Here is a 23,654-nt window from a genome sequence, read left to right as displayed (position 1 = left end):
TAGTGAATAGTGAAAAGTTGTTATTTGTGGGCAAAGGTAGGAATAATTTGCTAATTAGCTAATTCACTAATTTACAAATTTACCGATTTGTTAATTCGCTAATTATGTAGTATCTTTGTCGGCAGTAACAAAAATGCTTCTCTATGAAAAAGTTTTTATTAGGTTTGCTTTGCTTCTTGTGTTTAGTGATAGCTACGCTCTACCTCACTGGCTATGGCTATATCCTCAAAGCAGTGGCAATGGTCTATGGCACAGGACATACCACTACTTTTCTCGATGATTATACGTATTTTGACAATCGTACGATTGCCAAAAGTTCCGCTGCTCACCCTTGGGCGATTTCTTTGGATTACAACAAAACTCCCGAAACTCCCGAACTGCAAAATGCACATCAAAAATACGGCACTGTGGCTTTTCTCATCATCAAAGGGGATAGCATTTGGCACGAACAGTATTTTGATAACTACAATTCTAAAAGTATGAGCAATTCGTTTTCTATGGCGAAGAGCTATGTGTCAGCACTTTTGGGTAGGGCTATTGCCGATGGCTATATCAAGAGCCTCGACCAAAAAGTGAGCGATTTTTTTCCTGAATACAAAGAAGGTTTGGCGGCACAACTCACCGTAGGCGACCTCTCTTCTATGGCGTCGGGTCTCGATTGGGACGAGTCGTACTACAACCCTTTCTCTATCACTACTCGCGCTTATTTTGACAAGGAATTCCGCGAGAAGATGTTGCACTTAAAAATTACGTCATCCCCAGGCAAATCGTTTAAATACCTCAGTGGAAATACTTTTCTATTGGGGATGGTTTTAGAAAAAGCTACAGGCAAAACGCTTACTCAATACCTCACTGAGAGTCTTTGGCAACCAATGGGTTGTGAGAGTGATGCGCTTTGGCAATTGGATAGCGAGGAGAGCGGATTGGAAAAAGCGTATTGCTGTATTGCCTCTAATGCACGTGATTTCGCCCGTTTGGGGAAACTCTATCGAGACCACGGCAAATGGAATGGCAAACAGTTGTTAGACTCCACTTTTGTAGCCACCTCAGTGCAACCGCGCTTTGCCGAGAGTCCGCAGTATGGTTATGGCTGGTGGTTGTTAGACTATAAAGGGATTCACTTCTTTATGATGCGCGGACACTTAGGGCAATATGTGATTGCCAATCTTACGGATGATGTTATCATTGTGCGCTTAGGACACGACACTGCCTCCAAACCCTCCGAAGAAACTATCTACCCTCAAGACATCTACGACTATATCGATGAGGCGTATAAGATGTTAGGGATCAGGATTTAGGTATCAGGTATCAGGTATCAGGGGTCAGGTATCAGGGGTCAGGTATCAGGGGTCAGGTATCAGGGGTCAGGTATCAGGGGTCAGGGGTCAGTGCTGTAGGGGCGTTTTGCAAACGCCCACACTAATAAAACCTTTTGGGCAGGGGCTACGATTTATTCACAATTTATTTTTGTTTGACTATAATTATGAAAGATTTTCCTTTTGAAGAAGAAAAAGAATATATCGCGATGGTGGAGGCGAGTAAGTGCAGAACCTATATAGGTTTTATAGAGGCACTCAACGATGCTTTTTTCATTCATACCGGTCAGGAGCCTCATATCAATGATACGATGTGGCATATATTTTCATCGGATGTAGGGTATCGCAAGATAAAGATACTTTTTATGCGCAGTGGAGCCTTGAAAAAACTGCCTGTTTATCACGAAATCACTGCCGATTTAGAGCAGTGGAAACGCTATTGGGAAGCCGAAAATCCCAAAAACCAATTAGAATGGGAGTTTTGTTGAGGTAAGAGGTAAGAAGTAAGAGATATGTAGTCCTAAATGTGTAAAAATCCGTGCAATCTGTAGGTTTTTAATAAAAATAAAAAATGGAAAGGAAATACAAAGCCAGTACCGCCTTAAGAGTCCTCTCTTTAGGAATTTTTCAACACGCCGTGAGTATTAAAAACGGGGTGTTGCGTACTACTTGTGGTTTTCTGTTTAGGATAAAACCTATTAAAATAGAGAATATTACTTGTATACAGTGTTATACTAAAAAAGTATGGGCAAAAGGAGGGTATGTAGATGAAACCTATTATAAATTTGTTGTAAAAGGTGAAGAACATCGTTTGTTAAGGTTTTATGTGCTCGACGCCAAAGAAATGCAACAGCTACTAAAAGATATAAGGCAGCTCAATCCTAAGGTTGAGTATTCTGTTGAAATAAAGGCATTTATGAATACATATATTAAGCCCTATAAAATTCATTTTGATTTTACACCTATCGACGAGCAACCCCAAGCTAAGCAGTATGCCAAAACCCAACGCCCTTTTATTCTGCAACACCCTTCAGTGGATGTAGCTCATAATTGGCTGATGATTATTTTAGTTATGGCACCTATTTTCATAGGGAATTCAATTGTTTTGGGAGTTTTATTAGGATGTTTTGGAAGCAGAACAAATTCTATGTTCATTCCTCCAATGGCAGCAAGTTTTTTTCCTCTTTTTAATGTGGGGATGGGGCTGTCTTTAGCTTTATATGGTTCTTCTGATGGCTGGCGAAAAATAAAGAAAAACCTTTACATAGCTGCTATTTGTCTCTTTTTAGGGCTGTTATTTGGATCATTAGGAGTTGTAATATAAATTAAGAGTTGAAAAAAATAATAAACCTTGATTAACAGAGTGTTATCACTTTTGCATCGCATTTTCCCCTTTGGAGGAAGTCCGCGAGAGCGGAGTATGTGACGGGGGGAGGTTATCCCTTTGAAGGAAGTTAGTGAGTTAGCGCAGCGGAGTATGTGAGAGGTGTGTAGTCTTAAATTCGTGAAATTCGTGGGCTTTTAATAAAAATAAAAAATGGAAAGAAAATACAAAGCTAGTGCCGCTTTAAGAGTCTTCTCTTTAGGGCTTTGCAAGCACGCTGTTCATATTGAAAACGGTGTGCTGAGGACTACTTGTACTCCTCTCCCTAATATGAAACCTATAAAAATAAAGGATATACTCTCGGTGCGATGTTATGAAAAAGGAACTTACTATAGAGGCACAACTACTTATTGTATTTACTATGAATTTGCTGTGAAAGGCAAAGCACCACAATACTTGCGTTACAATGTGTTGGATGGTGATACAATGCAGCGTTTGCTCAAAGACCTCAAGATGATTAATCCTAATATTTTCTTCACGCCTGAAGTGAAAGCCTTTGTGAATACCCCCATTCCTAAATACAAAATACACCTCGATTTTACACCTATCGACGAGCAACCCAAAGCTGAGCAGTATGCCAAAACCCAACGCCCTTTTATTCTGCAACACCCTTCAGTGAATGTAGCTCATAGCTGTATAAGTTTTTTGATTCTGATAGGTGCTGCAACTTTATTTATGTCGATTTTATGTGGAAGTATTTATCTACTACCTAAAGGGGTATCTGTTATCACTATACCTTTTATTGTTATAGCTATGATAACTTCTACAGAGCCATTTTTGCAGTTAAGTATGAGTGTTTATGGGATTTATGGAGGTTGGAAAAAGATAGAGACCAATGTTACAATAACTATTTTAGTACTCCTTGTATTATTCGTTTTTTGTTTATTCTTTGGAGTGAATTGGGGGGTGTTTTTGAAATAAACGTATTCACAATCTACTTTTGTTTGACTATATTTGTAGAAAGAAGAAGTTTTTAGTATTTTTGCCACAAATTTAGTATAACCATAAAAATAAACGCTCGTCGTACTACAATATGCAAGAACAAGAAACCCAAATATACGGCATTCGTGCCCTGATAGAAGCCCTCAAAGCAGGCAAAACCATCGATAAAGTCTTTTTGCAAAAAGGCTTACAAGGCGGTTTGTATAAAGAGCTAATGCCCCTACTGCAAGCAGCCCAAGTGCCTGTGCAGTATGTGCCCGTTGAGAAGCTCAACCGCCTTACCAAGAAAAACCACCAAGGGGTAGTGGCAAATCTTTCCCCCGTAGATTATCACAATTTTGAGGATTTGGTGATTTCGGTTACCGAAAGCGGAACTACACCGCTTTTCCTCGTGTTAGACCACCTCTCGGATGTACGCAATTTTGGTGCGATTATCCGCACGGCAGAGTGTACAGGCGTTTCGGGGATTATCATTCCTAAGCGCGGCAGTGTGAGCATCACCGCCGATACTGTCAAAACCTCGGCTGGGGCTGTGTTTCGCGTGCCTATTTGCAAGGTCGAAAACCTTGTAGATGCCGTGTATTATCTGCAAGGCAGTGGCATCAGGGTAGTGGCAACGACCGAAAAAACAAACCAATTGCTATATGCCGAAGATTTTACCGTGCCTACCGCTATTGTGATGGGTGCTGAAGATGTGGGCGTATCACCTGCTGTGTTGAAGGTAGTAGATAGCAAAGCCAAATTGCCAATGGTAGGCGATATCAGTTCGCTAAACGTTTCGGTAGCTTGTGCCGTCTTCTTGTACGAAGTAGTAAAACAACGCCTCTAACTCCTAACCTCTAACACCAATGAACCGCCAACAAACCCGAGGAGTTATACTGCTCCTCGTTATTATCGTTGCACTGCAATTTGCCTTTCGCAACTGTGAATTCCGCCATACTTTCACCCCTGTCGAAACTACGGTGGGCTATCGCGAAATGGATTCGCTAAGGGCGCTCGCGACTGTCCTTAAAAAGGATACCATCTATCCCTTTAACCCTAATTTCATCACCGATTATAAAGGCTTCAAACTGGGGCTCACTCCAGAGCAAATCGACCGTTTGCAAGCCTTTCGTGCACAGAATAGATACGTAAATTCTGCTCGAGAATTCCAGCAAGTAACGGGTGTTTCGGATAGTCTGCTCGCTAAGATTGCCCCTTCTTTCAAATTCCCCGATTGGGTGAAAAATCGCAAAACAACTGCTTATAACTATGAGTATGCTTCCCCTAAACATTTTCCCAAACAAGATATCAACACAGCTACTGTCGAAGCGCTGATGAAAATCTACGGCATAGGCGAGGGATTTTCTAACCGCATCTTGAAATACCGAGACAAACTGCACGGCTTTACCTATATCGACCAAGTGGCTGAGGTATACGGACTTGACAAAGAGGTCTACCAGCGTGTAGCCGAACGTTTTGAGGTACAAACCGCTCCTGTGATTGAGAAAAAGAATATCAATGCGCTCAATATGTACGAACTGAGCAAAATACCCTATGTGAAATACGGCGAAGGCAAAAAGATTGTAGGATTGCGCTCAGAACTCGGCGCTCTCAAATCTTTTGATGACCTTTTGCAAATCGAAGGGTTTGATAAAGAACGGATTGCCCGCTTGCAGTTGTATTTGTATATCGAATAGATTTAGAGCGAGCCGCATAGGCTGTTTACCAATTAAAATAAAGAGGCTGCCCAAACAATGGGCAGCCTCTTTTAAATTCCAAATTTGCTAATTACCTAATTGTGTAGCATATTTTTAGGGTCTAACACTTCATCTAATTTCTCTTTAGAGAGCAATCCGTGTGCTAACACCAAATCATAAACTGATTTACCTGTTTGTAAGGCTTCTTTGGCTATTTTGGTACTGTTCTTATAACCGATATGTGGGTTGAGAGCTGTTACAATACCAATGCTATTTTTCACCATATTGAGACACACCTCGCGGTTGGCAGTGATGCCTTCCACACATTTAGTGCGCAAAGTATCGATAGCGCGTTCTAAGAATACGATTGATTCTATAATGCTTTGGCACAACACAGGCTCCATTACATTCAATTGCAACTGACCAGCCTCGGCAGCAAAAGTAACAGTAAGGTCGTTGCCTATCACCTTGTAGCACACTTGGTTCACCACTTCGGGGATTACAGGATTTACTTTTCCTGGCATAATAGACGAACCTGGTTGCATAGCAGGAAGATTGATTTCATTGAGTCCTGCACGAGGTCCTGAAGAGAGCAAACGCAAGTCGTTACAAATTTTAGAGAGTTTCACCGCCATACGTTTCAATGCCGATGAGTAAATCACGTAAGAACCAGTATCAGGAGTAGCCTCTACGAGGTTGGCAGCAGTTACAAAAGCATCGCCAGTGAGTTTGGCTAAGTTCTCAGCGCATAGTTTGGCATAGCCTTTAGGCGCATTGAGTCCTGTACCGATAGCCGTTCCTCCCATATTGATTTCCAAGAAAAGGTTGGCATTGCTTTGCAAGCGAGCGATTTCCTCTTCTAAGTTGGCTGCAAAAGCCTCAAACTCTTGCCCGAGAGTCATAGGTACTGCATCTTGTAATTGAGTACGTCCCATTTTAATTACATCGGCGAACTCTTGTCCTTTTTTGCGGAAAGCCTCGATGAGTGATTGCAATTTCTTGATGAGTGATTTGTTCATCATAATCACCGCTAATTTTACGGTGGTAGGATAAGCATCATTAGTAGATTGCGATTGGTTTACGTGGTCGTTAGGTGAGCAGTGCGAATAATCACCTTTCTCGTAGCCCATAAGCTCTAAAGCGCGGTTAGCAATCACTTCATTGGCATTCATATTCACCGAAGTACCTGCTCCCCCTTGAATCATATCCACAGGAAACTGACTGTCGAACTTACCGTCGATAACTTCTTTACAAGCCTCACTAATAGGTTTGAGGAGTGTATCGGGTAATAGCCCCAAAGCGTGATTAGTTTGAGCCGCAGCGAGTTTCACATAGCCGATAGCTTTTACAAAAGCAGGATAGTCACCCATTTTAGTACCGGTAATGCGGAAATTCTCGATAGCACGCTGAGTTTGCACACCGTAATAAGCATCGGCGGGCACTTGCAAATCGCCGATAAGGTCTGATTCTGTTCTAAATTTTGTCATAATTATTATTGTTAGTCGTTAGAAATTAGGAAATAGGAATTAGAAAAAATCGCGGTAAAATTACGAAAGATTTCTGATATAAAAAAGAAAAAGAAGTATAAACTTTTGGTAATGAAAATCTATTGCCACACACTTAAATTAGGATATTAAACTATTTTTTATTATCTTTGCCCCGATGATAGGTGTCAGGGGATAGGGGACAGCTTTCAGGATCGTCAGACCTATCTGACGCCTCTGCCTCGTCCGATAAATCACAAACAATATTAAACATTATTTTTTAACCCCTCTTAACCAGATTGCCCTCTCTCCTTGCAAGAGAGGGAACGGGAGAGAGGATAATACAAATATTATATGAAAAAACTGATTTTTTTGGCACTCGTTGCCACAGCATTATGCGTTTCCTCTTGCGGGAAAGACGACGACAACGGCGGAGGTAGCACCTCCCTCAACGGAGATTGGTATGTACATACCATTTATAACGATATCAATGGTTATGGATATCGATGGACAAGTCCTGATAATTGTGCTGAAAAAACTTATTGGTCTATTTCCGATAAAAAAATAAAGCACGAATGGTATCACTCAGAGGGTTCTGAGTGCAAACACACTCCAAGATATTACGATTATACGGCTACCAATGGCGTTTTTAATATGACGGTTGCCGATGATTCACCTTATGGAAACAAAGGGTCTACAGGCTCTATAAAATACGAAATAAAGGACAAGGAACTTATTCTTCGCTTTAGAAATATCCAACAACAGGACGAAATACAAGTCCTTCACAAAAAAGGGGTAGACTATAGTTACCTCGATCCTTTTATAGGGTATTGGAGAATGACCAAATACGTAGTGGGGCAACAAGAATTTATAGTACAAGATGGCAAATGTTTGTACGGAAGTATAGTAGCCAACCCTTTGGGAGCTACTCTATACCTTGATTATCCAGAGAATGGGCAATGTAATAAAACGATAAACACCTACGAGTGGGTAAAGGAAGGGGGCAAGTACTACAATGTGAGCAACCCAGCGAAAAAAACACTTTGGGACATCAATTTCTCCAACAATAACCGCTATATGACCTTTGCTATAGATAACGGACGCACAGTAATGCACTTTACCAAAGAAAAATAGGTGTCAGGTGTCAGGTTTTAGGTGTCAGGTTTCAGCCTCGTCTGACTCGTCCGCCTCGTCCGATAAATCACAAACAACATTAAACATTATTTTTTAACCCCTCTTAACCAGATTGTCTCTCTCTCCTTGGGAGAGAGGGAACGGGAGAGAGGATAATACAAATATTATATGAAAAAACTAATTTTTTCGGCACTGGTTGCCACAGCATTATTCGTTTCCTCTTGCGGGAAAGACGACGACAACGGCGGAGGTAGCACTTCGCTCAACGGAGATTGGTATCTTTACAGCATTTTTAGCGACCCCGATGGAAATGGACGGAACTGGACAAGTTCTAACGATTGTGCTGAAAAAACTTATTATTCTATTTCGGATAAAAAAATAAAGCACGAATACTATTATTTAGAAGGTTCTGAGTGTAAATACTATCCTATATATTACGATTATACGGCTACTAATGGCGTTTTTAATATGACGGTTGCCAATGATTCACCTAACGTAAGAAAAGGGGCTAAAACCTCTATAAAATACGAAATGAAAGGGAAAGAGCTTTTTATATATTTAAAAAATAATCAACAACAGGAAGTAATAGAAATCCTTCGCAAAAAAGGGGTAGACTATAGTTACCTCGATCCTTTTGTAGGATATTGGATAATGACCAAATATGTAGTGGGACAACAAGAATTTATAGTACAAGATGGCAAATGTTTGCAAGGTGCTGTAGTAGCCAGCTCTTTGGGAGCTACCCTATACCTTAATTATCCAGAAAATGGGCAATGTAATAAAACGATAAACAGCTATGAGTGGATAAAGGAAGGGGGCAAGTACTACAATGTGAGCAACCCAGCGGAAAAAACACTTTGGGATATCAATTTCTCCAACAATAACCGCTATATGACCTTTGCTATAGATAACGGACGTATAGTAATGCACTTTACCAAAGTAAAATAGGTGTCAGGTGTCAGGTTTTAGGTGTCAGGTTTCAGCCTCGTCTGACTCGTCCGCCTCGTCCGCCTCGTCCGATAAATCACAAACAACATTCACTATTTTTATTTTGAAGTGATAAAAAACTATTTTTCAGTTGCTTTTGTAGTGAACTCCGTGGGAGAATAAAATTAATTGCACCAGTAGTAAATTTTAAAAAGATAATTCAAAAAAAATCCCCTTGCAGTAGTAACCGCAAGGGGATTTTTTAATTGTTATCTATTAACCGTTAATTGTTAATTATTAATTGTTAACTGTTAATTGTTATTTTACTCCGTGCATCATCGCTTGAAGTTTCTTGTTGAGGAGTATCATTCCTAAACCGCAGAGGATTACAAATCCTGATACGGCAGCAAATACTACACTCGCACCGAGTTTTTCTACATAAGAAGCAATCACCCCTCCTATAGAGTTGGCAAAGAATGCAGCCATCATCCAAACTCCCATCATAAGTCCTGCTAAGCGTGGAGGAGAAAGTTTAGTAACAGTAGAAAGTCCTACAGGCGATAAGCACAACTCACCGATAGTGTGAGTGAGGTAAGTGAGTATCAACCAAGCCAAGCTCGCTTTCACAGCTACATCTTTAGGGTCTACCCCTATAGCGCCACCGCGTTCGTACACAGCACCAAGCATAAAGAAGAACCCTACCCCAAGGAGGATCATACCTAATCCCATTTTGAAAGGCGTAGTGAGGCGTTGTCCCATTTTAGTACCCCAGAATGTTGCAAATACTGGCGCTAACAACACGATAAACAATGGGTTTACCGATTGGAACCAAGCGGTAGGAATTTCAAAACTACCTACCACACGGTTGATATAACTATCGGTGTAGAGGGTAAGTGATGAACCTGCTTGTTCAAAGCCTGCAAAGAAGAAGATAGCAAAGAAGAAATAAACAAAGATTACTGTAATGCGTTCTTTTTCTTCTTTAGTAAGTGGTTTATGAGCTTCAGCTTCTGAAAGTTCCACTACTTTTTTGCTAGAGCCTTTGGCTTTCAAACCGAGGTCGCCTAAATATTTCTGTGCAAAGAAAATAAATATCAATTCACCGATGAGCATCCCTATAGCCGCTGCTCCAAAACCAAATTTGTACCCGAACGACATTGCTACTTCACCTGTATTGGCATCAATAGCGGTTTTGGCAAAAATATTGTCGGTGAGGAGTCCAGTGATAAGAGGCGCTAAGAAAGCCCCTAAGTTGATACCCATATAGAAAATAGAGAAAGCTGAGTCAAGGCGTTTATCTCCTGATTCATAGAGTCCTCCTACTAAGGCTGAAATATTTGGTTTGAAGAATCCATTACCGATGATGAGTAGGAAGAGTCCTAAATAAAGTCCTGCGTGGCTCGTCCAAGCGAAGAGGGCTGCCTCACCCAAGAACATTATAAATCCTCCTAACAACACCGCTCTGCGTTGTCCTAAGAAGTTATCGGCTATCCATCCGCCAATCAGTGGGGTGAAATAGGTAAGACCGGTTGCAAAACCATAAATCAAACTTGCGGTGGAAGGATCGAAAGCCAAACCGCCTTCAAGCCACGTTTTGGTGAGGTATAACATCAAAATACCGCGCATTCCATAGTAGCTGAAACGCTCCCACATCCCTGTTAGGAACACCAAATAAAGCCCCTTAGGGTGCTTTTTCTTCTCATTTTCTACGTTTGTATTCATTTATTAATAAATTAAGGTTTGTTTATAAATTAAAATTCTACAGTTTATAAATTTTGTTCAATAAAGTTCGTCATTTTTGTGTATAACTGAAAGCGTGTGCTGCCGGTGTTGTCGTAAATTCCGTGGTTCTTATCGGGATAGATGAGCCAATCGAAATCTTTTTGCAAACTCACTAAAGTTTCTATCAGCACCATTGCGTTCTGTACGTGTACATTGTCGTCGGCACTACCGTGAATAAGCAGGTATTTTCCTTTGAGTTTGGCAGCGTGAAACAACGGTGAATTTTCGTCGTAACCCTTGGCATTCTCTTGGGGGGTGCGCATAAAACGCTCGGTGTAAATAGTGTCGTAAAAACGCCAATTGGTAACAGGGGCTACCGCTATCGCCATTTTAAATATATCGCCTTTTTGAAACAGACAGTTAGACGACATAAAACCACCGAAACTCCAACCCCAAATGCCTATTCTGTTCTTATCTATATAAGGATAAGCTCCTACGAGCTGGGCGACTTCTGCTTGGTCTTCAACTTCGTATTTACCCAATTGTTGATAGGTACATTTCTTAAAATCTGCTCCTTTATAGCCCGTGCCACGACCGTCTACACATAGCACTATATAGCCTTTTTGGGTGAGCGATGCGTGCCAAAAGTCGTTCATATCCCACCACTGGTCGGCTACTTCTTGTGAACCTGGTCCTGAGTATTGGTACATCAAGAGGGGGTATTGCTTTTTAGGGTCAAAATCCTTAGGTTTGAGCATATAAGCGTTGAAAGTACCTTTGGCAGTTTTCAGTTCCATAAACTCTTTTTCGGGCAAATTATAGGTTTTGAGTCGCTGGGCGTATTCCGTATTGGTAACGATTTCTTTCAGTTGTTTGCCGCTTTTGGTATCGTTTAGCGTATAACGTGGAGGGGTAGTGGCATTCGCAAAAGCGTGGATATACATAGTGAAATCCCCGCTAAAGGTGCCTTTGTTCGTGCCTGCCTCAGTAGAGAGTGCGCGAGGGGCTTTGCCTTTGAGGCTCACTGCGTAGAGTCCTCGGCGGGTAGAACCTATTTGGGTAGATTGGTAGAACAACTGTTGGGTTTTAGGGTCATAACCATAACAATCAGTTACTTCCCAATTGCCGCGTGTGAGTTGGCGTACCAATTTTCCTTTGGCGTTGCAATAGTAAAAATGGTTATGCCCGTCTTTCTCCGATTGGTAAATAAAGCTATTATCGGGCAAAAATAGTATATCGCTATTGATACTCACATAAGTAGCGCTTGTTTCCTTTGCCAAAGTAGTAGCCTCTTTAGTGAGACTGTTCACTTGCACTAACTGCCAATCGTTTTGGTGGCGGTTGAGGGTTTGCACTGTGAGTTTGTGAGGGTCGTTTGTCCATTGCAAACGCGGGATATAATAGGCGTTGAGGGGTATATCGGCAACCGATTGGTTAGCTAAAGTGTAGATGTGCAAACTCACTGCCGAGTTGGCTTCTCCTGCTTTAGGATACTTAAATTTATAAGGGGTAGGGTAGAGGTCGTAACCATAGATATCCATTGAAAATTCAGGGACTTTGCGTTCATCCGAACGTATAAAAGCTAACTGACTGCCATCGGCATTCCAAGCAAAGAGTTTCACAATCCCGAACTCTTCTTCATACACCCAATCGGCAGTACCATTGATGATAGCATTCTTTTGTCCATCGGTAGTGATTTGGGTTTCTTCGCCAGTAGCGAGGTCGTATAAGTAGAGATTGTTTTCGTATACAAAAGCCAATTGTTTGCCGTTAGGTGAAAAAGTGGGGACTTGTATGCGCTTGTCGCTCACTTTTTTAAGGTCGCCGGTAGCGAGGTCGTATAGGAAATAATCGGCTATAAACGAATGGCGGTAGATATCCTCTTTACGAGTGGCGATAAGCAGTTTTTTTTCATCGGCTGAAAATTCATAACCTTCAATCCTACTCACTCTATCATTAGCTTGAAACAGAGTTTGTACTTTGGTGAGCGTTGCAAAATCGTAGAGGTTGATTTCCTGAGCGCGTTTCTCGCGGTTGTACTCTAATACAGTGTATTGAGGGGTGTGTTTCAGTGCTTTGAGGTTGAACATACGTTCAGGGTAGAAGGTGCCCTTAGTCCAAATCTCTTGAAGCGTTTGAGCATTTAAACACAGAGGTAATAAGTAACAGATAAGCAAAAGTGCGCAAAAGTACAAAGCCTTGCGCCCATATAAGTTCTTATGTAAGGTATATTTCCTCATTCGTAATACGTCATTTGTAACTTGTAAGGTATATTTCGTCATTCGTAACTCGTCATTCGTAATTGATTTGAGCCGTCAATATTAGGAATAATTTTTGAGATAGCAGCAATTTTTTGATATCTTTTTTTTGGGGAGAGGTTTTTTAATCTGATTTTTAATGGATTACAAGTTTTGGATATATTGATAAAAAGTGCTATTTTTGTACCTCAAAACGAGCCGTCTTATCGCGACGGGTTAGATAAATTAATGAACGATGGGAACACTTACAATACATTTGAGTAAAAAGCAAAGTATTTTTCATACAATCGTATTTTTGTTACTTTCAGTAATGCCTTTGATTTTCTATATTATTACGTCCTATAGGTCAGAATATTTTTTTGAAAGAAAAAATATAGCAATAGGCTTACTAATGTTTTTTATAGCGTTTATATTTTTTAAGGCGTTGAGAGGAGAGTTCTTTTTTCTTCGATTAAAAAATCCCAAAATGACTTTCACTGATGAAGGTATTCTTTTTGATGAATATATTCAGGGAATGGTGAAGTGGGAAGAGGTTGCTCATATTAAATTTGGAAAGAGAGTTATGATGCGAAAGCCTTCTAAAAAATACAGTAGTATGGTGATAGTTTTGAAAAATAAAGCTACGGTTAAGTTTAATAAGTTTTCATCAACGCCTTTTGATAAACATTTTATAGAGATTGATACTGCGTTTTTCAAAGAGAATGTCAATGATGAAATAGAACGCATTATAGAATTTATTAGCACCCATTGCAGTAGGTACGAATGCTATAAAGTACCACATCAAACGAAGTTTGTTTTCAAGTAAGGTCTCAAACTGCGAGTTCATAGCTTGTGTGCTTATATAGTACTCACTTTCCTCTTTTTGGCAATCTCAGTAAAAAATAGTACTTTTGTACCCCTTTTTAAACCTACTTTATAACATCTAAAATAATGAAATTCAATATAGTTTCCGATTTTGCCCCTACGGGCGACCAACCTCAGGCTATCGACCAGTTAGTAAAAGGTATAGAGCGCGACGATAAGTACCAAGTGTTATTAGGCGTTACGGGCTCTGGAAAGACTTTTACTATCGCTAATGTGGTAGAACGCATTCAGCGTCCTACCCTTGTGCTGGCACATAACAAAACGCTGGCGGCTCAGTTGTATTCTGAATTTAAAGCCTTCTTCCCCAATAACGCGGTGGAATACTTCGTTTCTTACTACGATTACTATCAGCCGGAAGCCTATATCCCTACTACGGGTACTTATATAGAAAAAGACCTCTCTATCAACGATGAAATCGAAAAACTGCGCCTTAGTACAACTTCTGCGCTCCTGTCAGGAAGACGCGATGTGCTGGTCGTGGCATCGGTGTCGTGTTTGTATGGTATCGGTAACCCTGTGGAATTCCAAAAGAATGTGATTACAATCAAACAAGGCGATATACTCCCTCGTACCAAGCTAATGCACCGATTGGTACAAAGTCTTTATGCTCGCACAACTGCCGAATTTAGACACGGCAACTTCCGCATCAAAGGCGATGTGCTCGATGTTTTCCCTGGCTATGACGACAATGCCTTCCGCATCCACTTCTTTGGCGATGAAATTGAAGAAATAGAACAGTTTGACCCTACTACTAATCAGGTGTTAGACCGCTACGAGAGCCTCAATATCTACCCTGCGAATATGTTCGTTACCTCCCCCGATATTCTCCAAAAAGCGATATGGAACATCCAGCAAGATTTGATGAAACAAGTAGAGTTTTTTGAGGCATCAGGTAAAGCCTTAGAAGCCAAACGGCTGAAAGAACGCACTGAGTTCGACCTTGAGATGATACGCGAATTGGGCTATTGTTCGGGTATTGAGAACTACTCCCGCTATTTGGACGGTAGAGAGCCAGGTACACGTCCGTTTTGCCTTATAGATTACTTCCCCGATGATTTCTTGATGGTGATTGACGAGAGTCACGTAACCGTCTCACAAGTGCACGCGATGTATGGTGGCGACCGCAGTCGTAAGGAAAATTTGGTGGAATATGGTTTCCGCTTACCCGCTGCAATGGACAACCGTCCACTGAAATTCGAGGAGTTTGAAGCGCTACAAAACCAAGTGATTTACGTGAGTGCTACCCCTGCCGACTATGAACTCCAGCAAACACAAGGCGTGTACGTAGAGCAGGTGATACGCCCCACTGGCTTGCTCGACCCCGAAATAGAAGTACGCCCCAGTGCCAACCAGATAGATGATTTAGTAGAAGAAATACAACTGCGCACCGAGAAAGACGAGCGTATATTGGTAACCACCCTCACCAAGCGAATGGCGGAAGAGCTTACCAAATACCTCACCCGCATTGGTATTAGATGTCGTTACATTCACAGCGATGTGGATACATTAGAGCGTGTGGAGATTATGCAAGACCTTCGCAAAGGACTCTTTGATGTGCTCATAGGGGTAAACCTCCTCCGTGAAGGCTTAGACTTGCCCGAAGTGTCGCTCGTCGCTATCCTCGATGCCGATAAAGAAGGCTTTTTGCGTTCCACACGTTCACTCACTCAAACCGTAGGACGGGCTGCCCGCAACGTAAATGGCAAGGCGATAATGTACGCCGATAAGATTACCGATAGTATGCAGCGCACCATTGATGATACCAATTACCGCCGCGAAAAGCAAATGAACTACAACAAAGCGCACAACATCACGCCTCAGCCCTTGCACAAGAAAATAGAGAACAGCCTCAGCAAGAGTCCTATAACCGAATTTCACTATGATCCTTCGTTTAAAGAGCGCACAGCAGCCGAAGCGCAATCAGTCTATTTATCGGCTAAGGAGTTGGAAAAGAAAATCAAAGAAACCCGTAAATTGATGGAAACCGCTGCCAAAGAGCTGGATTTTGTAAAAGCTGCTCAATACCGTGATGAACTAAAAAGATTGCAGGATTTAGCAAATTAGGGAATTAGCAACTCGCACCTTTGCCAAAGTTGATAACAATCTCTATAAATAAAGATTTTTTTCTCTGATGCTCTCTGAGCCTCTCCAAGATTTTTTGAGATTTCCCTGAATTAAAATGTTAAAAAAATTGCTGATTACGAATTGTTTTGTATATTTGCCGCATTAATTAAAAACCAATTGTACAATGAAAAAGACAATCTTAGCCTTAATGGCAACAGCAGCTATTGTAGCTTGCAGCAAAAGTGATGACAAGGAAGATGACCACACAAGTGGTAAATTCCCTAAAAAAATCACTCAGATTACAGGTACTACTCGCGTAGAGCGCACCTTTGAACTACAAGATGCGACTCGCCCCAAAAAAGAAACAATTACTACTTATCAAGGTTCTTCTACTAATGGAAGAGTAGAAACCCACGAGTATAATTATGACAGTAACAACCGCTTGATTTCTAAAGTAGACCCTACTGATGAGCCAAGTCTTTGGTATCTTAGTAACTTTTCGTACAATGCTAATGGAAAGTTAGAAAAAGAAGAAAGGGTTTTTGTTACACTTCCTTATACAATTAAGAATTACGAGTATGCCAATGGTAAATTGAGTAAAAAAGTAGAAAAACCTGCTAGTAATGGTGATGGGAATTATATTACTACTTCTTTTGAGTATCCTAGCGCTAATGTGGTGAGAGTTACTAAAACTTCTTATTCAGTAGATAAAGCTAAAAAAGGAGATGATGTAAACGAATGGCATGTTTATACTTTAGGAGCTAATGGTAATGTAGTGAAAGATGAGTACAGAGATGCTACACATAGCTATGAAATAGTTTATGAGTATGATACTAAAATTAATCCTGAATACGTTAGCTTTAGAGTACAAACTACTCCAGACCATTTTGTATCACTCCTTACTCCTAACAATATCACCAAAAAAACAGTAACAGCTACTGAACTTGCTAATTCAACAAAAGTTACTAAAACTGTACATCGTTACGACATTCAGTATGATGGTGATTATCCTATCCAAATCAAAGTTTATTCAGTTCCTGAAGACAAAACTGCTGGTGAAACACTTGTCCAAACTACTGAATACACCTACTAAAAACATCTAAACCTCAATTAGAAAATACACTTTGCCAAAGATGATAGCCCGTGTGGCTCGCACCTTTGGCAAAGTTTTTTGTTAGTGATTAATTGTTAATTATCAATTGTTTTGTATCTTTGCCGTTGCAAATGATGTTTTTAAAACAAATATCCGTCGTCAATTACAAGAACATACCCTCACAAACGTATGCCTTTAGCCCTACTATCAACTGTTTTGTAGGTGATAACGGCGTAGGGAAAACCAATCTCCTCGATGCTATTTATCACTTAGGAATGGCAAAAAGCTACTTCACCACAAGTGCCGTGCAGAACGTGCGTCATGGTGAGGAGTTCTACCTCATTGAGGGGCAGTTTCAAAACGAAACCCGCGAAGAACAGATTGTCTGTAGCCTCAAAAAAGGACAAAAAAAAGTGATGAAACACAACGGTAAAGCTTACGAACGCCTTGCCGACCATATAGGTAAATACCCTATGGTGATCATCTCCCCCTCCGATCGCGACTTGATAGTAGAAGGTAGTGAAACCCGCCGTAAGTTTTTAGATAGTGTCATCTCACAAACCGATAGAGCTTACTTAGAACTGCTCTTGCGTTACAATCGCATCCTCTTGCAACGCAACACCCTGCTAAAGCAAATGGCTGAAAACGGAGTATTTTCTGTAGAAACGCTCAGTATTTACGACGAGCAATTAGCCCCCTTAGGGCAACATCTCTACGAAAAACGACGCGCTTTTATGGAAGAGTTTTTGCCTGTTTTTAGCGAGCAATACGCCTATATATCAGGAGGGAAGGAACGCGTGAATTTGCAGTACGAAAGTCAGTTACACCAAAGCGATTTAGCAACACTACTTCGCGAAAATGCCGAGCGTGATCGCAGTGCGCAATACACCACAAGCGGTATTCATAAAGACGACTTGCTCTTTGAAATTGAAGGTTTCCCGATGAAAAAATACGGTAGTCAAGGACAGCAAAAGTCGTTTTTGATAGCCCTAAAGCTCTCACAGTTCAAAATTTTGCAACAAGAATTAGGGATTACCCCCATAGTGCTTTTAGACGATATATTCGATAAATTAGACGATACTCGGGTAACCCAATTAGTGCAATTAGTAACTCAAAAACATTTCGGACAGCTATTCATTACCGATACCCACTCGCAACGCACTGAAGCAGTGGTAAAAAGCACCGGTTTAGCCTACGAACTGATTCAAGTAACCTAAAAGTAGAGGCGTTTTGCAAACGCTCTCTAACAAATAAACTTAATATAAGAAATATCACAATTGTTAATTATAAATCGTTAATTGTTAATTGAATATGAAACCCAATAACAAGAAAACCTCTACTGCTGCCGTTGCAGCACAACCCCAAGACACCTCTATCAAATGGTTAGCAACTTTCTTGCTCATAGCCTATGGCTATGTAACGGTAATCACCCCTAACTGGATGGCGTTTGATTCTAACGCTACCAAATTCTACACCTTTGCAATCCTCAACTTAGTGGTGGTTGCTCTCGTGTTTTTTATCAAAGAATTTAGAGAACGCACTCAGGTGCTCTTTGGCTTCTTTACCAATAAAATGGGGATTGCCTATAGCCTCATAATGGTAATGGCACTGCTCTCTTTTTCCAAGGCTATCAATACTGAAGAAGCTATCCTCCATTTCTTCAAAATATTCACCGCTTTCTCTGCTGCTTGGATGGTCTCCGCTTTGGTGATTTACTACAAAGAAGGAATTGTTGTCTTAGCCTTAGCAATGACAATTTTGCTTTGCTATGACTTCTTAGTAGCAATGGACGGTATCAAAGGGGTCATCAGAGGTACCGCTACCGATTTGGCTATCAAAGGTTCATATTCTAATAAAAACATCTTAGCTTCTGCTATATTTATCAAGATTCCTTTTGCAGTATGGCTGTTCTACTTCCGCCGAGAAAACTATTTGCGTCTCATTGGAGCTGTCGGACTTACTTTAGGTACTTTGGCGGTCTTCTTTATGAGTACCCGTACCTTCTATTTGGCTACAATCCTCACTGTGGTGATTTTTGTGATCTATGGGGCAATCGATTTTTTCATCCTCAAACGTCGCGAAACAGGAGTAAAAGTACTGATACACGTAGGATTAGTAGTTATTGCTTTCGGTATTTTCTCTTTTGTACAGAATTATCTATATCCTCAAGAAGTACGACAAAGCACTAGTTTCGGTGCGCGTTTGGCTGAGGTGGCTAACCAAGAAAATGCTAGTAACAACTTGCGTAAAACCGCTTGGGTAATCACTGCTACCGATATGATTCCTAACGACCCTCTACTCGGTGTGGGTATTGGTAACTGGAAAGTGCGCTTCTTGCAGTATGAAAACTCTTATAGCCCGCATTATATCTATATGTATAAAAACCACAACGACTTCTTAGAACTCACTGCCGAAGTGGGTATTTTAGGAGGTTTGGCGTTTGTGGCTATCTTCCTATTAGCGGCTTTCTATTTTATCAAAGGCACATATAAAAATAAAAATTCTGAACAAGAACAGTGGTTTTTCTTGCCGCTCTTTGGGCTTTTTGCCTATTCGTTCGATGCTTTCTTCAACTTCCCTCAAGACCGCCCCGAAATTCAAGCGCTCTTTGGTATCTATGTAGGGATAGCGGTTGGTTTAGCTGTATTGTACTTTGGAAAAAACAGCAAAGAACGCAAACTTCCTATGCTTGCTATAGGTTTTATAGGAGCTGTAGCTGTAGTGGCTATGGTATTAGGAGTGATTGTTGAAAGAATGTACTTCGATTCTTCTAAAATCCAACGTATGGTAAAAGAAGAACAACAAGGGGTACGCTCTCCTAAATCTCCTGCCGATTACCTCATACGCAACTACCCTCGTATCCCTAACCTCACCGCTGTTGCCGAACCTGTAGATGTGGAAAAAGCGCGCTACCTCATCGATGAACAAAAATTTGATGAAGCTCGCAAAATCCTTTCCTCTATTCACTATCATCCTTACGATGCTCGCCCTGAGTATTTTATGGCTGTTTCCTACTTTATGGAACCTGAAAAGAAATTAGATAGTATCTACAAATACGCTCACAAAGCCCGAATGATCAAACCTAATTTCTACGGTAGTTTGAATTTGGAAACTTTTGCACTGAACAATCTCGGTAAAGAACAAGAGTCTATCAAACTCCTCAAACAGTATTTGAGTTTAGAAAAAGATAGCGTACAAAAAGAAGAACCTAAGTGGAGAAAACGTTTGAAAAGCATCTTCCACGTTGATGTGGATAGAGATGGTCGCTTGGCGAATCGCGGTGAAGTACAAGCGTGGAACTCTTTGGCATACCTATTGGAGAAAAATAACCAAATTGCCGAAGCGCGTGCCGTGTTAGATACCGCTTTTGTGTATTTACCTACCAATCAGGAAATCATCAACAATCGCAACAAAATTATTTCGCGTATGCAAGTAGAACAATTTGCTCCCCTCTACAGCGAGGCTATGCAACTCTATTTGCAACAACGATATGCCGAGGCTATCCCTGTATTTACTAAATTCTTGGAAAAAGTACCCGCTCATATCGATGGACTTAAATACCGTGCTATTAGTTACTACAACACTCAGCAGTATCAACGTGCTATCAACGATATTGCCCAAATGGAACAACTTGGTATTCCAATAGATCCTGTGTTAAACAACTATCGCGCCTCTTGTTACTATATGTTGGGTGACAGAGCTAACGCCAAAGCCTTTTTCCAAAAGGCTGCCGCCGAAGGTAATGCCGATGCACAGAAAAATTTGAATACACTTACCTTTTAAACACGTATAATGACTGTCGACAACACTTATACTAAGCAAATTATCAGTGATAAGGAACTCCAAGTGATGCTCCATCGCCTTGCTTGTGAACTGATTGAAAACCACAACGATTTTTCCGATACAGTTTTCATCGGTATACAGCCTCGCGGCACTCACTTAGCCCAGCGTTTGGTAAAGCTCCTTACCGAGGAATACCACGTGCCTAATATTTCTTTAGGACTGTTGGATATTACTTTCTTCCGTGACGATTTCCGCCGTACGGGCAAACCTTTAGAGGCTAACTCTACCGCTATCGATTTCATTGTGGAAAACAAGCGAGTGGTATTCATTGACGATGTGCTCTATACCGGTAGGAGCATCCGTGCGGCTCTTAGTGCCATACAAAGTTTTGGTCGCCCTTCCGAAATAGAACTCTTAGTGCTTATCGATAGACGCTTTAGCCGTCAACTGCCTATCCAGCCCGATTACAGCGGCAAGCAGGTAGATGCTATCAACAACGAACGTGTAATCGTGAATTGGAACAACAATTCCGTTCAAGTAATTAATAAGTAAAACTTTTTTTAAACAAAGATGAAAAATATATTTATCACCGCTGCTTTATTGCTCACTGGAGCTACTTATGCACAAGTAACGATCAACCAAGAGAGCAATATCGCCGATGCTATGGAGTACAAAAAAGAAGTAGCCCGCAGCGAAAGTGCTTTCCAAGTGCAAATCTACAACGGTAACATCACCGAGGCTAACAAAGCCTTACTCGATGCTAAAAATAAATACAAACAATATCCCGCCTTGCTCACTTTCGAGTCTCCTAATTACAAAGTGCGCATCGGTAGTTTCCGCACACGTTTAGAAGCCGAAAAAAACTTGATAGAGATTAAAAAATCCTATCCTGCTGCTTTCGTAGTTGGCTTAAAATAATCTCTAATAGGGGAACGCTATGTTTAAGAAAAACAGCCTTCGCTTTCAGATATTCCTCAGTATGACCCTCCTCGTACTGGTGTCTTTTGCTATCTTAGCCTTAGTGATGGTTAGCCAGTACAAAAAACAAGCGTTGGAATATCACGACGAACGTCTTGTCGATAAGGAAAACCAAATAAAAATGCAAATACAATATGTGTTTTCGCAAACCACTTTCCCTGTCGAAACTCCTTATATTCCCCTTATTTTCCGTGAGGATATCTATAGTATTGCCAATATCCAAAACCTGAATTTTGCCCTCTATGACCTCGATGGAGTGCTGCTCAAAAGTTCCAAAGCCTCTCTCTCTCCCGATCAAGATGCGTTTTTCATTCCGCCTGCAGTACTGCATCAGCTTTCGGCTACCCTCAACAAACGCTTGGTAGAACATCACGAGTTTGCAGGGCGTGGCTATCAAACCTCCTATAGCTACATTACCGATTTGCAGTTCAAGCCTATCGCTATCCTCAATATCCCTTATTTTGAGAACGATACCTTCAACGAGCGCGCTTTAGAAGGCTCACTCTACAATTTGGCAATTGTCTATTTCTCACTCTTGGTGGTAGCGCTCACGGTAGCTTACTTTATTTCTAAGTATATCACCAAATCGCTTAAAACTATCGAAAACCGATTGGAGAAAACACGCTTGCTATCGCAGAATGAAAAAATCCTCCTCAAATCGGCACCTGCCGAAATTACCGAATTGGTAAATGCCTATAACGGAATGATTGACGAGATTGAGAATAGCAAAGCGCTCTTGGCACAATCGGAACGCGAACAAGCGTGGCGCGATATGGCAAAACAAGTAGCGCACGAAATCAAAAACCCGCTAACTCCTATGCGCCTTTCGGTGCAGAGTTACCAGCGTAAAGCGAGCCGCGAACCCCAAACAACCGAACAAACTAATGAGTTTTGCGAATCACTTATCCAGCAAATCGATATCCTCAGCAATATTTCAACGGCTTTCTCCGCTCTTACGAATATGCCGGCTAAAAACGATGAGGAATTTGACTTTGTGTCTGTTGTCAAGCGTACTTTGGATATTTTCAACACCGATGAAATTCACTTCACGCACTCTCACGATGAGATTGTTGCGGTGTTTGATAAAGACCAATTAGGGCGTGTGGTTACCAATTTGGTGAAAAACGCTCTCCAAGCTACTGAAAATGAACCTTTCCCCGCAATAGAAGTAAAACTTACTAAAAGTGAGAAAGATATAACTCTCACTGTCAAAGATAACGGTATAGGCATTGCCAATGCCGATAAAGAAAAGATTTTTGAACCCAAATTCACTACAAAAACCAGCGGTAGTGGCTTAGGTTTGGCAATGGTAAAGAATATCGTGCTCTCGTACAATGGTAGTATTTCTTTTACCTCTCAAGTAGGCAAAGGCAGTGAATTTGTTATAACATTGGTACATTTTTTGAATAAGTAACGTATTAAACATTATATTTTTATGAAAAAACACATCTTTACACTAGGAGCTGCTGTCCTTTTGCTCGCCTCCTGCCAAAACAATCCTTCACAAACAGCTAACACTGTAGTAAGTGAAACCGCTACTATGATGGAGAATACTGCTGAAAAAGTAGAAGAAATGGTAACTCCTCAATTGTTAGCTACTTATGTAGGTACGCTTCCAGCTGCCGATTGCGGCGGAATGGCTACTGTTATCCACCTTTATGCCGATGACACCTATGTAAAACAAGAAAATTGCGCAAGCAAAAACTTTGAATCTAAAGAAGAAGGTAAAGTAGAACGCACTGATAAAGGTTTTACACTCGTTTCTAAAGCAGATAACCACAAATCTTTCTATATTACCAAAGGCGATAATATCGTACAAGTTGGCGAAGATGGTAAAGAACCTCAAATGGTGAAAGATTACACCCTTACCAAACAAATGTAAAACAAGATTACACTAAAACAGAGGCTATGCGATACTTTGCATAGCCTTTTTCGTGTCATTCCAAAAAATATTTTAACAAAACTTTTGCAGTTCACTTTTTTTATCTTACCTTTACCCCCAATTAAAAAGTTTTTACGCTAACCT

At 40.9% G+C, this 23,654-nt stretch carries 20 protein-coding genes; 17 read left to right on the top strand and 3 right to left on the bottom strand.

Going from position 1 to position 23,654, the window contains the following annotated elements; all coding sequences use genetic code 11:
- The first annotated feature begins 143 nt into the window (after positions 1-143).
- From DR017_RS08060 to DR017_RS08035, 6 genes are all read left to right on the top strand, one after another.
- A complete protein-coding gene (locus DR017_RS08060; RefSeq protein WP_002677949.1) occupies positions 144-1,298 on the top strand; it encodes a serine hydrolase domain-containing protein in 1,155 nt (384 codons plus the stop codon).
- A 185-nt stretch (positions 1,299-1,483) separates the two neighbouring features.
- A complete protein-coding gene (locus DR017_RS08055) occupies positions 1,484-1,804 on the top strand; it encodes a hypothetical protein (RefSeq protein ID WP_002677831.1) in 321 nt (106 codons plus the stop codon).
- 83 nt (positions 1,805-1,887) lie between these two features.
- Positions 1,888-2,640 (top strand): hypothetical protein, encoded by a 753-nt coding sequence (locus DR017_RS08050; protein WP_040360738.1) that lies wholly within the window; start codon positions 1,888-1,890, stop codon positions 2,638-2,640.
- Between the two features lie 213 nt (positions 2,641-2,853).
- Positions 2,854-3,621: a hypothetical protein gene (locus DR017_RS08045; RefSeq protein WP_002677712.1), complete on the top strand. Its 768-nt coding sequence runs from the start codon at positions 2,854-2,856 to the stop codon at positions 3,619-3,621.
- A 112-nt stretch (positions 3,622-3,733) separates the two neighbouring features.
- Positions 3,734-4,471, top strand: a complete 738-nt coding sequence (gene rlmB / locus DR017_RS08040; protein ID WP_002677836.1) for a 23S rRNA (guanosine(2251)-2'-O)-methyltransferase RlmB — start codon at positions 3,734-3,736, stop codon at positions 4,469-4,471.
- Between the two features lie 19 nt (positions 4,472-4,490).
- Positions 4,491-5,321 carry a helix-hairpin-helix domain-containing protein gene (locus tag DR017_RS08035; RefSeq protein ID WP_002677907.1) on the top strand — a complete coding sequence of 277 codons (831 nt, stop codon included), beginning with the start codon at positions 4,491-4,493 and terminating at the stop codon, positions 5,319-5,321.
- 95 nt (positions 5,322-5,416) lie between these two features.
- Here DR017_RS08035 and aspA read toward each other — a convergent pair whose 3' ends face one another.
- Positions 5,417-6,808: an aspartate ammonia-lyase gene (gene aspA, locus DR017_RS08030; protein WP_002677859.1), complete on the bottom strand. Its 1,392-nt coding sequence runs from the start codon at positions 6,806-6,808 to the stop codon at positions 5,417-5,419.
- A gap of 351 nt (positions 6,809-7,159) precedes the next feature.
- Between aspA and DR017_RS08025 the strand changes: the two genes are divergently transcribed.
- Together DR017_RS08025 and DR017_RS08020 are read left to right on the top strand one after the other, a co-directional pair.
- A complete protein-coding gene (locus tag DR017_RS08025; RefSeq protein WP_002677956.1) occupies positions 7,160-7,939 on the top strand; it encodes a lipocalin-like domain-containing protein in 780 nt (259 codons plus the stop codon).
- A 168-nt stretch (positions 7,940-8,107) separates the two neighbouring features.
- Entirely contained in the window at positions 8,108-8,887 is a 780-nt protein-coding gene (locus DR017_RS08020) for a lipocalin family protein (protein ID WP_002677803.1), read from the top strand.
- A 297-nt stretch (positions 8,888-9,184) separates the two neighbouring features.
- Here DR017_RS08020 and DR017_RS08015 read toward each other — a convergent pair whose 3' ends face one another.
- Together DR017_RS08015 and DR017_RS08010 are read right to left on the bottom strand one after the other, a co-directional pair.
- Positions 9,185-10,588 (bottom strand): peptide MFS transporter, encoded by a 1,404-nt coding sequence (locus DR017_RS08015; RefSeq protein ID WP_002677997.1) that lies wholly within the window; start codon positions 10,586-10,588, stop codon positions 9,185-9,187.
- Between the two features lie 44 nt (positions 10,589-10,632).
- Entirely contained in the window at positions 10,633-12,828 is a 2,196-nt protein-coding gene (locus DR017_RS08010; protein ID WP_002677767.1) for a S9 family peptidase, read from the bottom strand.
- 484 nt (positions 12,829-13,312) lie between these two features.
- On the opposite strand from DR017_RS08010, the gene DR017_RS14060 reads away from it, so the two are divergent.
- The 9 genes from DR017_RS14060 to DR017_RS07965 all read left to right on the top strand — a co-directional run bounded on the left by DR017_RS14060 (position 13,313) and on the right by DR017_RS07965 (position 23,510).
- A complete protein-coding gene (locus DR017_RS14060) occupies positions 13,313-13,651 on the top strand; it encodes a hypothetical protein (protein ID WP_002677772.1) in 339 nt (112 codons plus the stop codon).
- A gap of 125 nt (positions 13,652-13,776) precedes the next feature.
- Positions 13,777-15,774: an excinuclease ABC subunit UvrB gene (gene uvrB, locus DR017_RS08000; RefSeq protein WP_002677978.1), complete on the top strand. Its 1,998-nt coding sequence runs from the start codon at positions 13,777-13,779 to the stop codon at positions 15,772-15,774.
- Between the two features lie 184 nt (positions 15,775-15,958).
- A complete protein-coding gene (locus DR017_RS07995; protein ID WP_002677885.1) occupies positions 15,959-16,867 on the top strand; it encodes a hypothetical protein in 909 nt (302 codons plus the stop codon).
- Between the two features lie 134 nt (positions 16,868-17,001).
- Complete coding sequence (gene recF / locus DR017_RS07990; RefSeq protein WP_002677741.1) at positions 17,002-18,084, top strand: DNA replication/repair protein RecF; 1,083 nt, start codon at positions 17,002-17,004, stop codon at positions 18,082-18,084.
- 94 nt (positions 18,085-18,178) lie between these two features.
- Positions 18,179-20,650, top strand: a complete 2,472-nt coding sequence (locus tag DR017_RS07985; protein WP_002677659.1) for an O-antigen ligase family protein — start codon at positions 18,179-18,181, stop codon at positions 20,648-20,650.
- A gap of 9 nt (positions 20,651-20,659) precedes the next feature.
- Positions 20,660-21,202 carry a bifunctional pyr operon transcriptional regulator/uracil phosphoribosyltransferase PyrR gene (gene pyrR, locus DR017_RS07980; protein WP_002677788.1) on the top strand — a complete coding sequence of 181 codons (543 nt, stop codon included), beginning with the start codon at positions 20,660-20,662 and terminating at the stop codon, positions 21,200-21,202.
- A gap of 18 nt (positions 21,203-21,220) precedes the next feature.
- A complete protein-coding gene (locus DR017_RS07975; RefSeq protein ID WP_002677938.1) occupies positions 21,221-21,568 on the top strand; it encodes an SPOR domain-containing protein in 348 nt (115 codons plus the stop codon).
- Between the two features lie 19 nt (positions 21,569-21,587).
- Positions 21,588-23,042 carry a sensor histidine kinase gene (locus DR017_RS07970; protein ID WP_002677729.1) on the top strand — a complete coding sequence of 485 codons (1,455 nt, stop codon included), beginning with the start codon at positions 21,588-21,590 and terminating at the stop codon, positions 23,040-23,042.
- Positions 23,043-23,063: 21 nt separating this feature from the next.
- On the top strand, positions 23,064-23,510 hold the full coding sequence (locus tag DR017_RS07965) for a copper resistance protein NlpE (RefSeq protein ID WP_002677895.1): 447 nt from the start codon (positions 23,064-23,066) through the stop codon (positions 23,508-23,510).
- Positions 23,511-23,654 lie beyond the last annotated feature (144 nt).

It is taken from the genome of Capnocytophaga sputigena (assembly GCF_900446695.1).
GTDB lineage: Bacteria > Bacteroidota > Bacteroidia > Flavobacteriales > Flavobacteriaceae > Capnocytophaga > Capnocytophaga sputigena.
Note: the sequence above shows the minus strand (reverse complement) of the source record. Positions and strands in the feature narration are given on the sequence as shown.

Excerpts from the sequence above, each read along its gene's own strand:
- DR017_RS08020 (WP_002677803.1), top strand. The coding sequence starts at position 8,108 with ATGAAAAAACTAATTTTTTCGGCACTGGTTGCCACAGCATTATTCGTT.
- DR017_RS08060 (WP_002677949.1), top strand. The coding sequence starts at position 144 with ATGAAAAAGTTTTTATTAGGTTTGCTTTGCTTCTTGTGTTTAGTGATA.
- DR017_RS08050 (WP_040360738.1), top strand. The coding sequence starts at position 1,888 with ATGGAAAGGAAATACAAAGCCAGTACCGCCTTAAGAGTCCTCTCTTTA.
- DR017_RS07995 (WP_002677885.1), top strand. The coding sequence starts at position 15,959 with ATGAAAAAGACAATCTTAGCCTTAATGGCAACAGCAGCTATTGTAGCT.
- DR017_RS08010 (WP_002677767.1), bottom strand. The coding sequence starts at position 12,828 with ATGAGGAAATATACCTTACATAAGAACTTATATGGGCGCAAGGCTTTG.
- DR017_RS07965 (WP_002677895.1), top strand. The coding sequence starts at position 23,064 with ATGAAAAAACACATCTTTACACTAGGAGCTGCTGTCCTTTTGCTCGCC.
- DR017_RS07970 (WP_002677729.1), top strand. The coding sequence starts at position 21,588 with ATGTTTAAGAAAAACAGCCTTCGCTTTCAGATATTCCTCAGTATGACC.
- recF (WP_002677741.1), top strand. The coding sequence starts at position 17,002 with ATGTTTTTAAAACAAATATCCGTCGTCAATTACAAGAACATACCCTCA.
- DR017_RS08015 (WP_002677997.1), bottom strand. The coding sequence starts at position 10,588 with ATGAATACAAACGTAGAAAATGAGAAGAAAAAGCACCCTAAGGGGCTT.
- DR017_RS08035 (WP_002677907.1), top strand. The coding sequence starts at position 4,491 with ATGAACCGCCAACAAACCCGAGGAGTTATACTGCTCCTCGTTATTATC.
- DR017_RS08045 (WP_002677712.1), top strand. The coding sequence starts at position 2,854 with ATGGAAAGAAAATACAAAGCTAGTGCCGCTTTAAGAGTCTTCTCTTTA.
- DR017_RS14060 (WP_002677772.1), top strand. The coding sequence starts at position 13,313 with ATGACTTTCACTGATGAAGGTATTCTTTTTGATGAATATATTCAGGGA.
- DR017_RS07985 (WP_002677659.1), top strand. The coding sequence starts at position 18,179 with ATGAAACCCAATAACAAGAAAACCTCTACTGCTGCCGTTGCAGCACAA.
- rlmB (WP_002677836.1), top strand. The coding sequence starts at position 3,734 with ATGCAAGAACAAGAAACCCAAATATACGGCATTCGTGCCCTGATAGAA.
- DR017_RS07975 (WP_002677938.1), top strand. The coding sequence starts at position 21,221 with ATGAAAAATATATTTATCACCGCTGCTTTATTGCTCACTGGAGCTACT.
- DR017_RS08025 (WP_002677956.1), top strand. The coding sequence starts at position 7,160 with ATGAAAAAACTGATTTTTTTGGCACTCGTTGCCACAGCATTATGCGTT.
- DR017_RS08055 (WP_002677831.1), top strand. The coding sequence starts at position 1,484 with ATGAAAGATTTTCCTTTTGAAGAAGAAAAAGAATATATCGCGATGGTG.
- pyrR (WP_002677788.1), top strand. The coding sequence starts at position 20,660 with ATGACTGTCGACAACACTTATACTAAGCAAATTATCAGTGATAAGGAA.
- uvrB (WP_002677978.1), top strand. The coding sequence starts at position 13,777 with ATGAAATTCAATATAGTTTCCGATTTTGCCCCTACGGGCGACCAACCT.
- aspA (WP_002677859.1), bottom strand. The coding sequence starts at position 6,808 with ATGACAAAATTTAGAACAGAATCAGACCTTATCGGCGATTTGCAAGTG.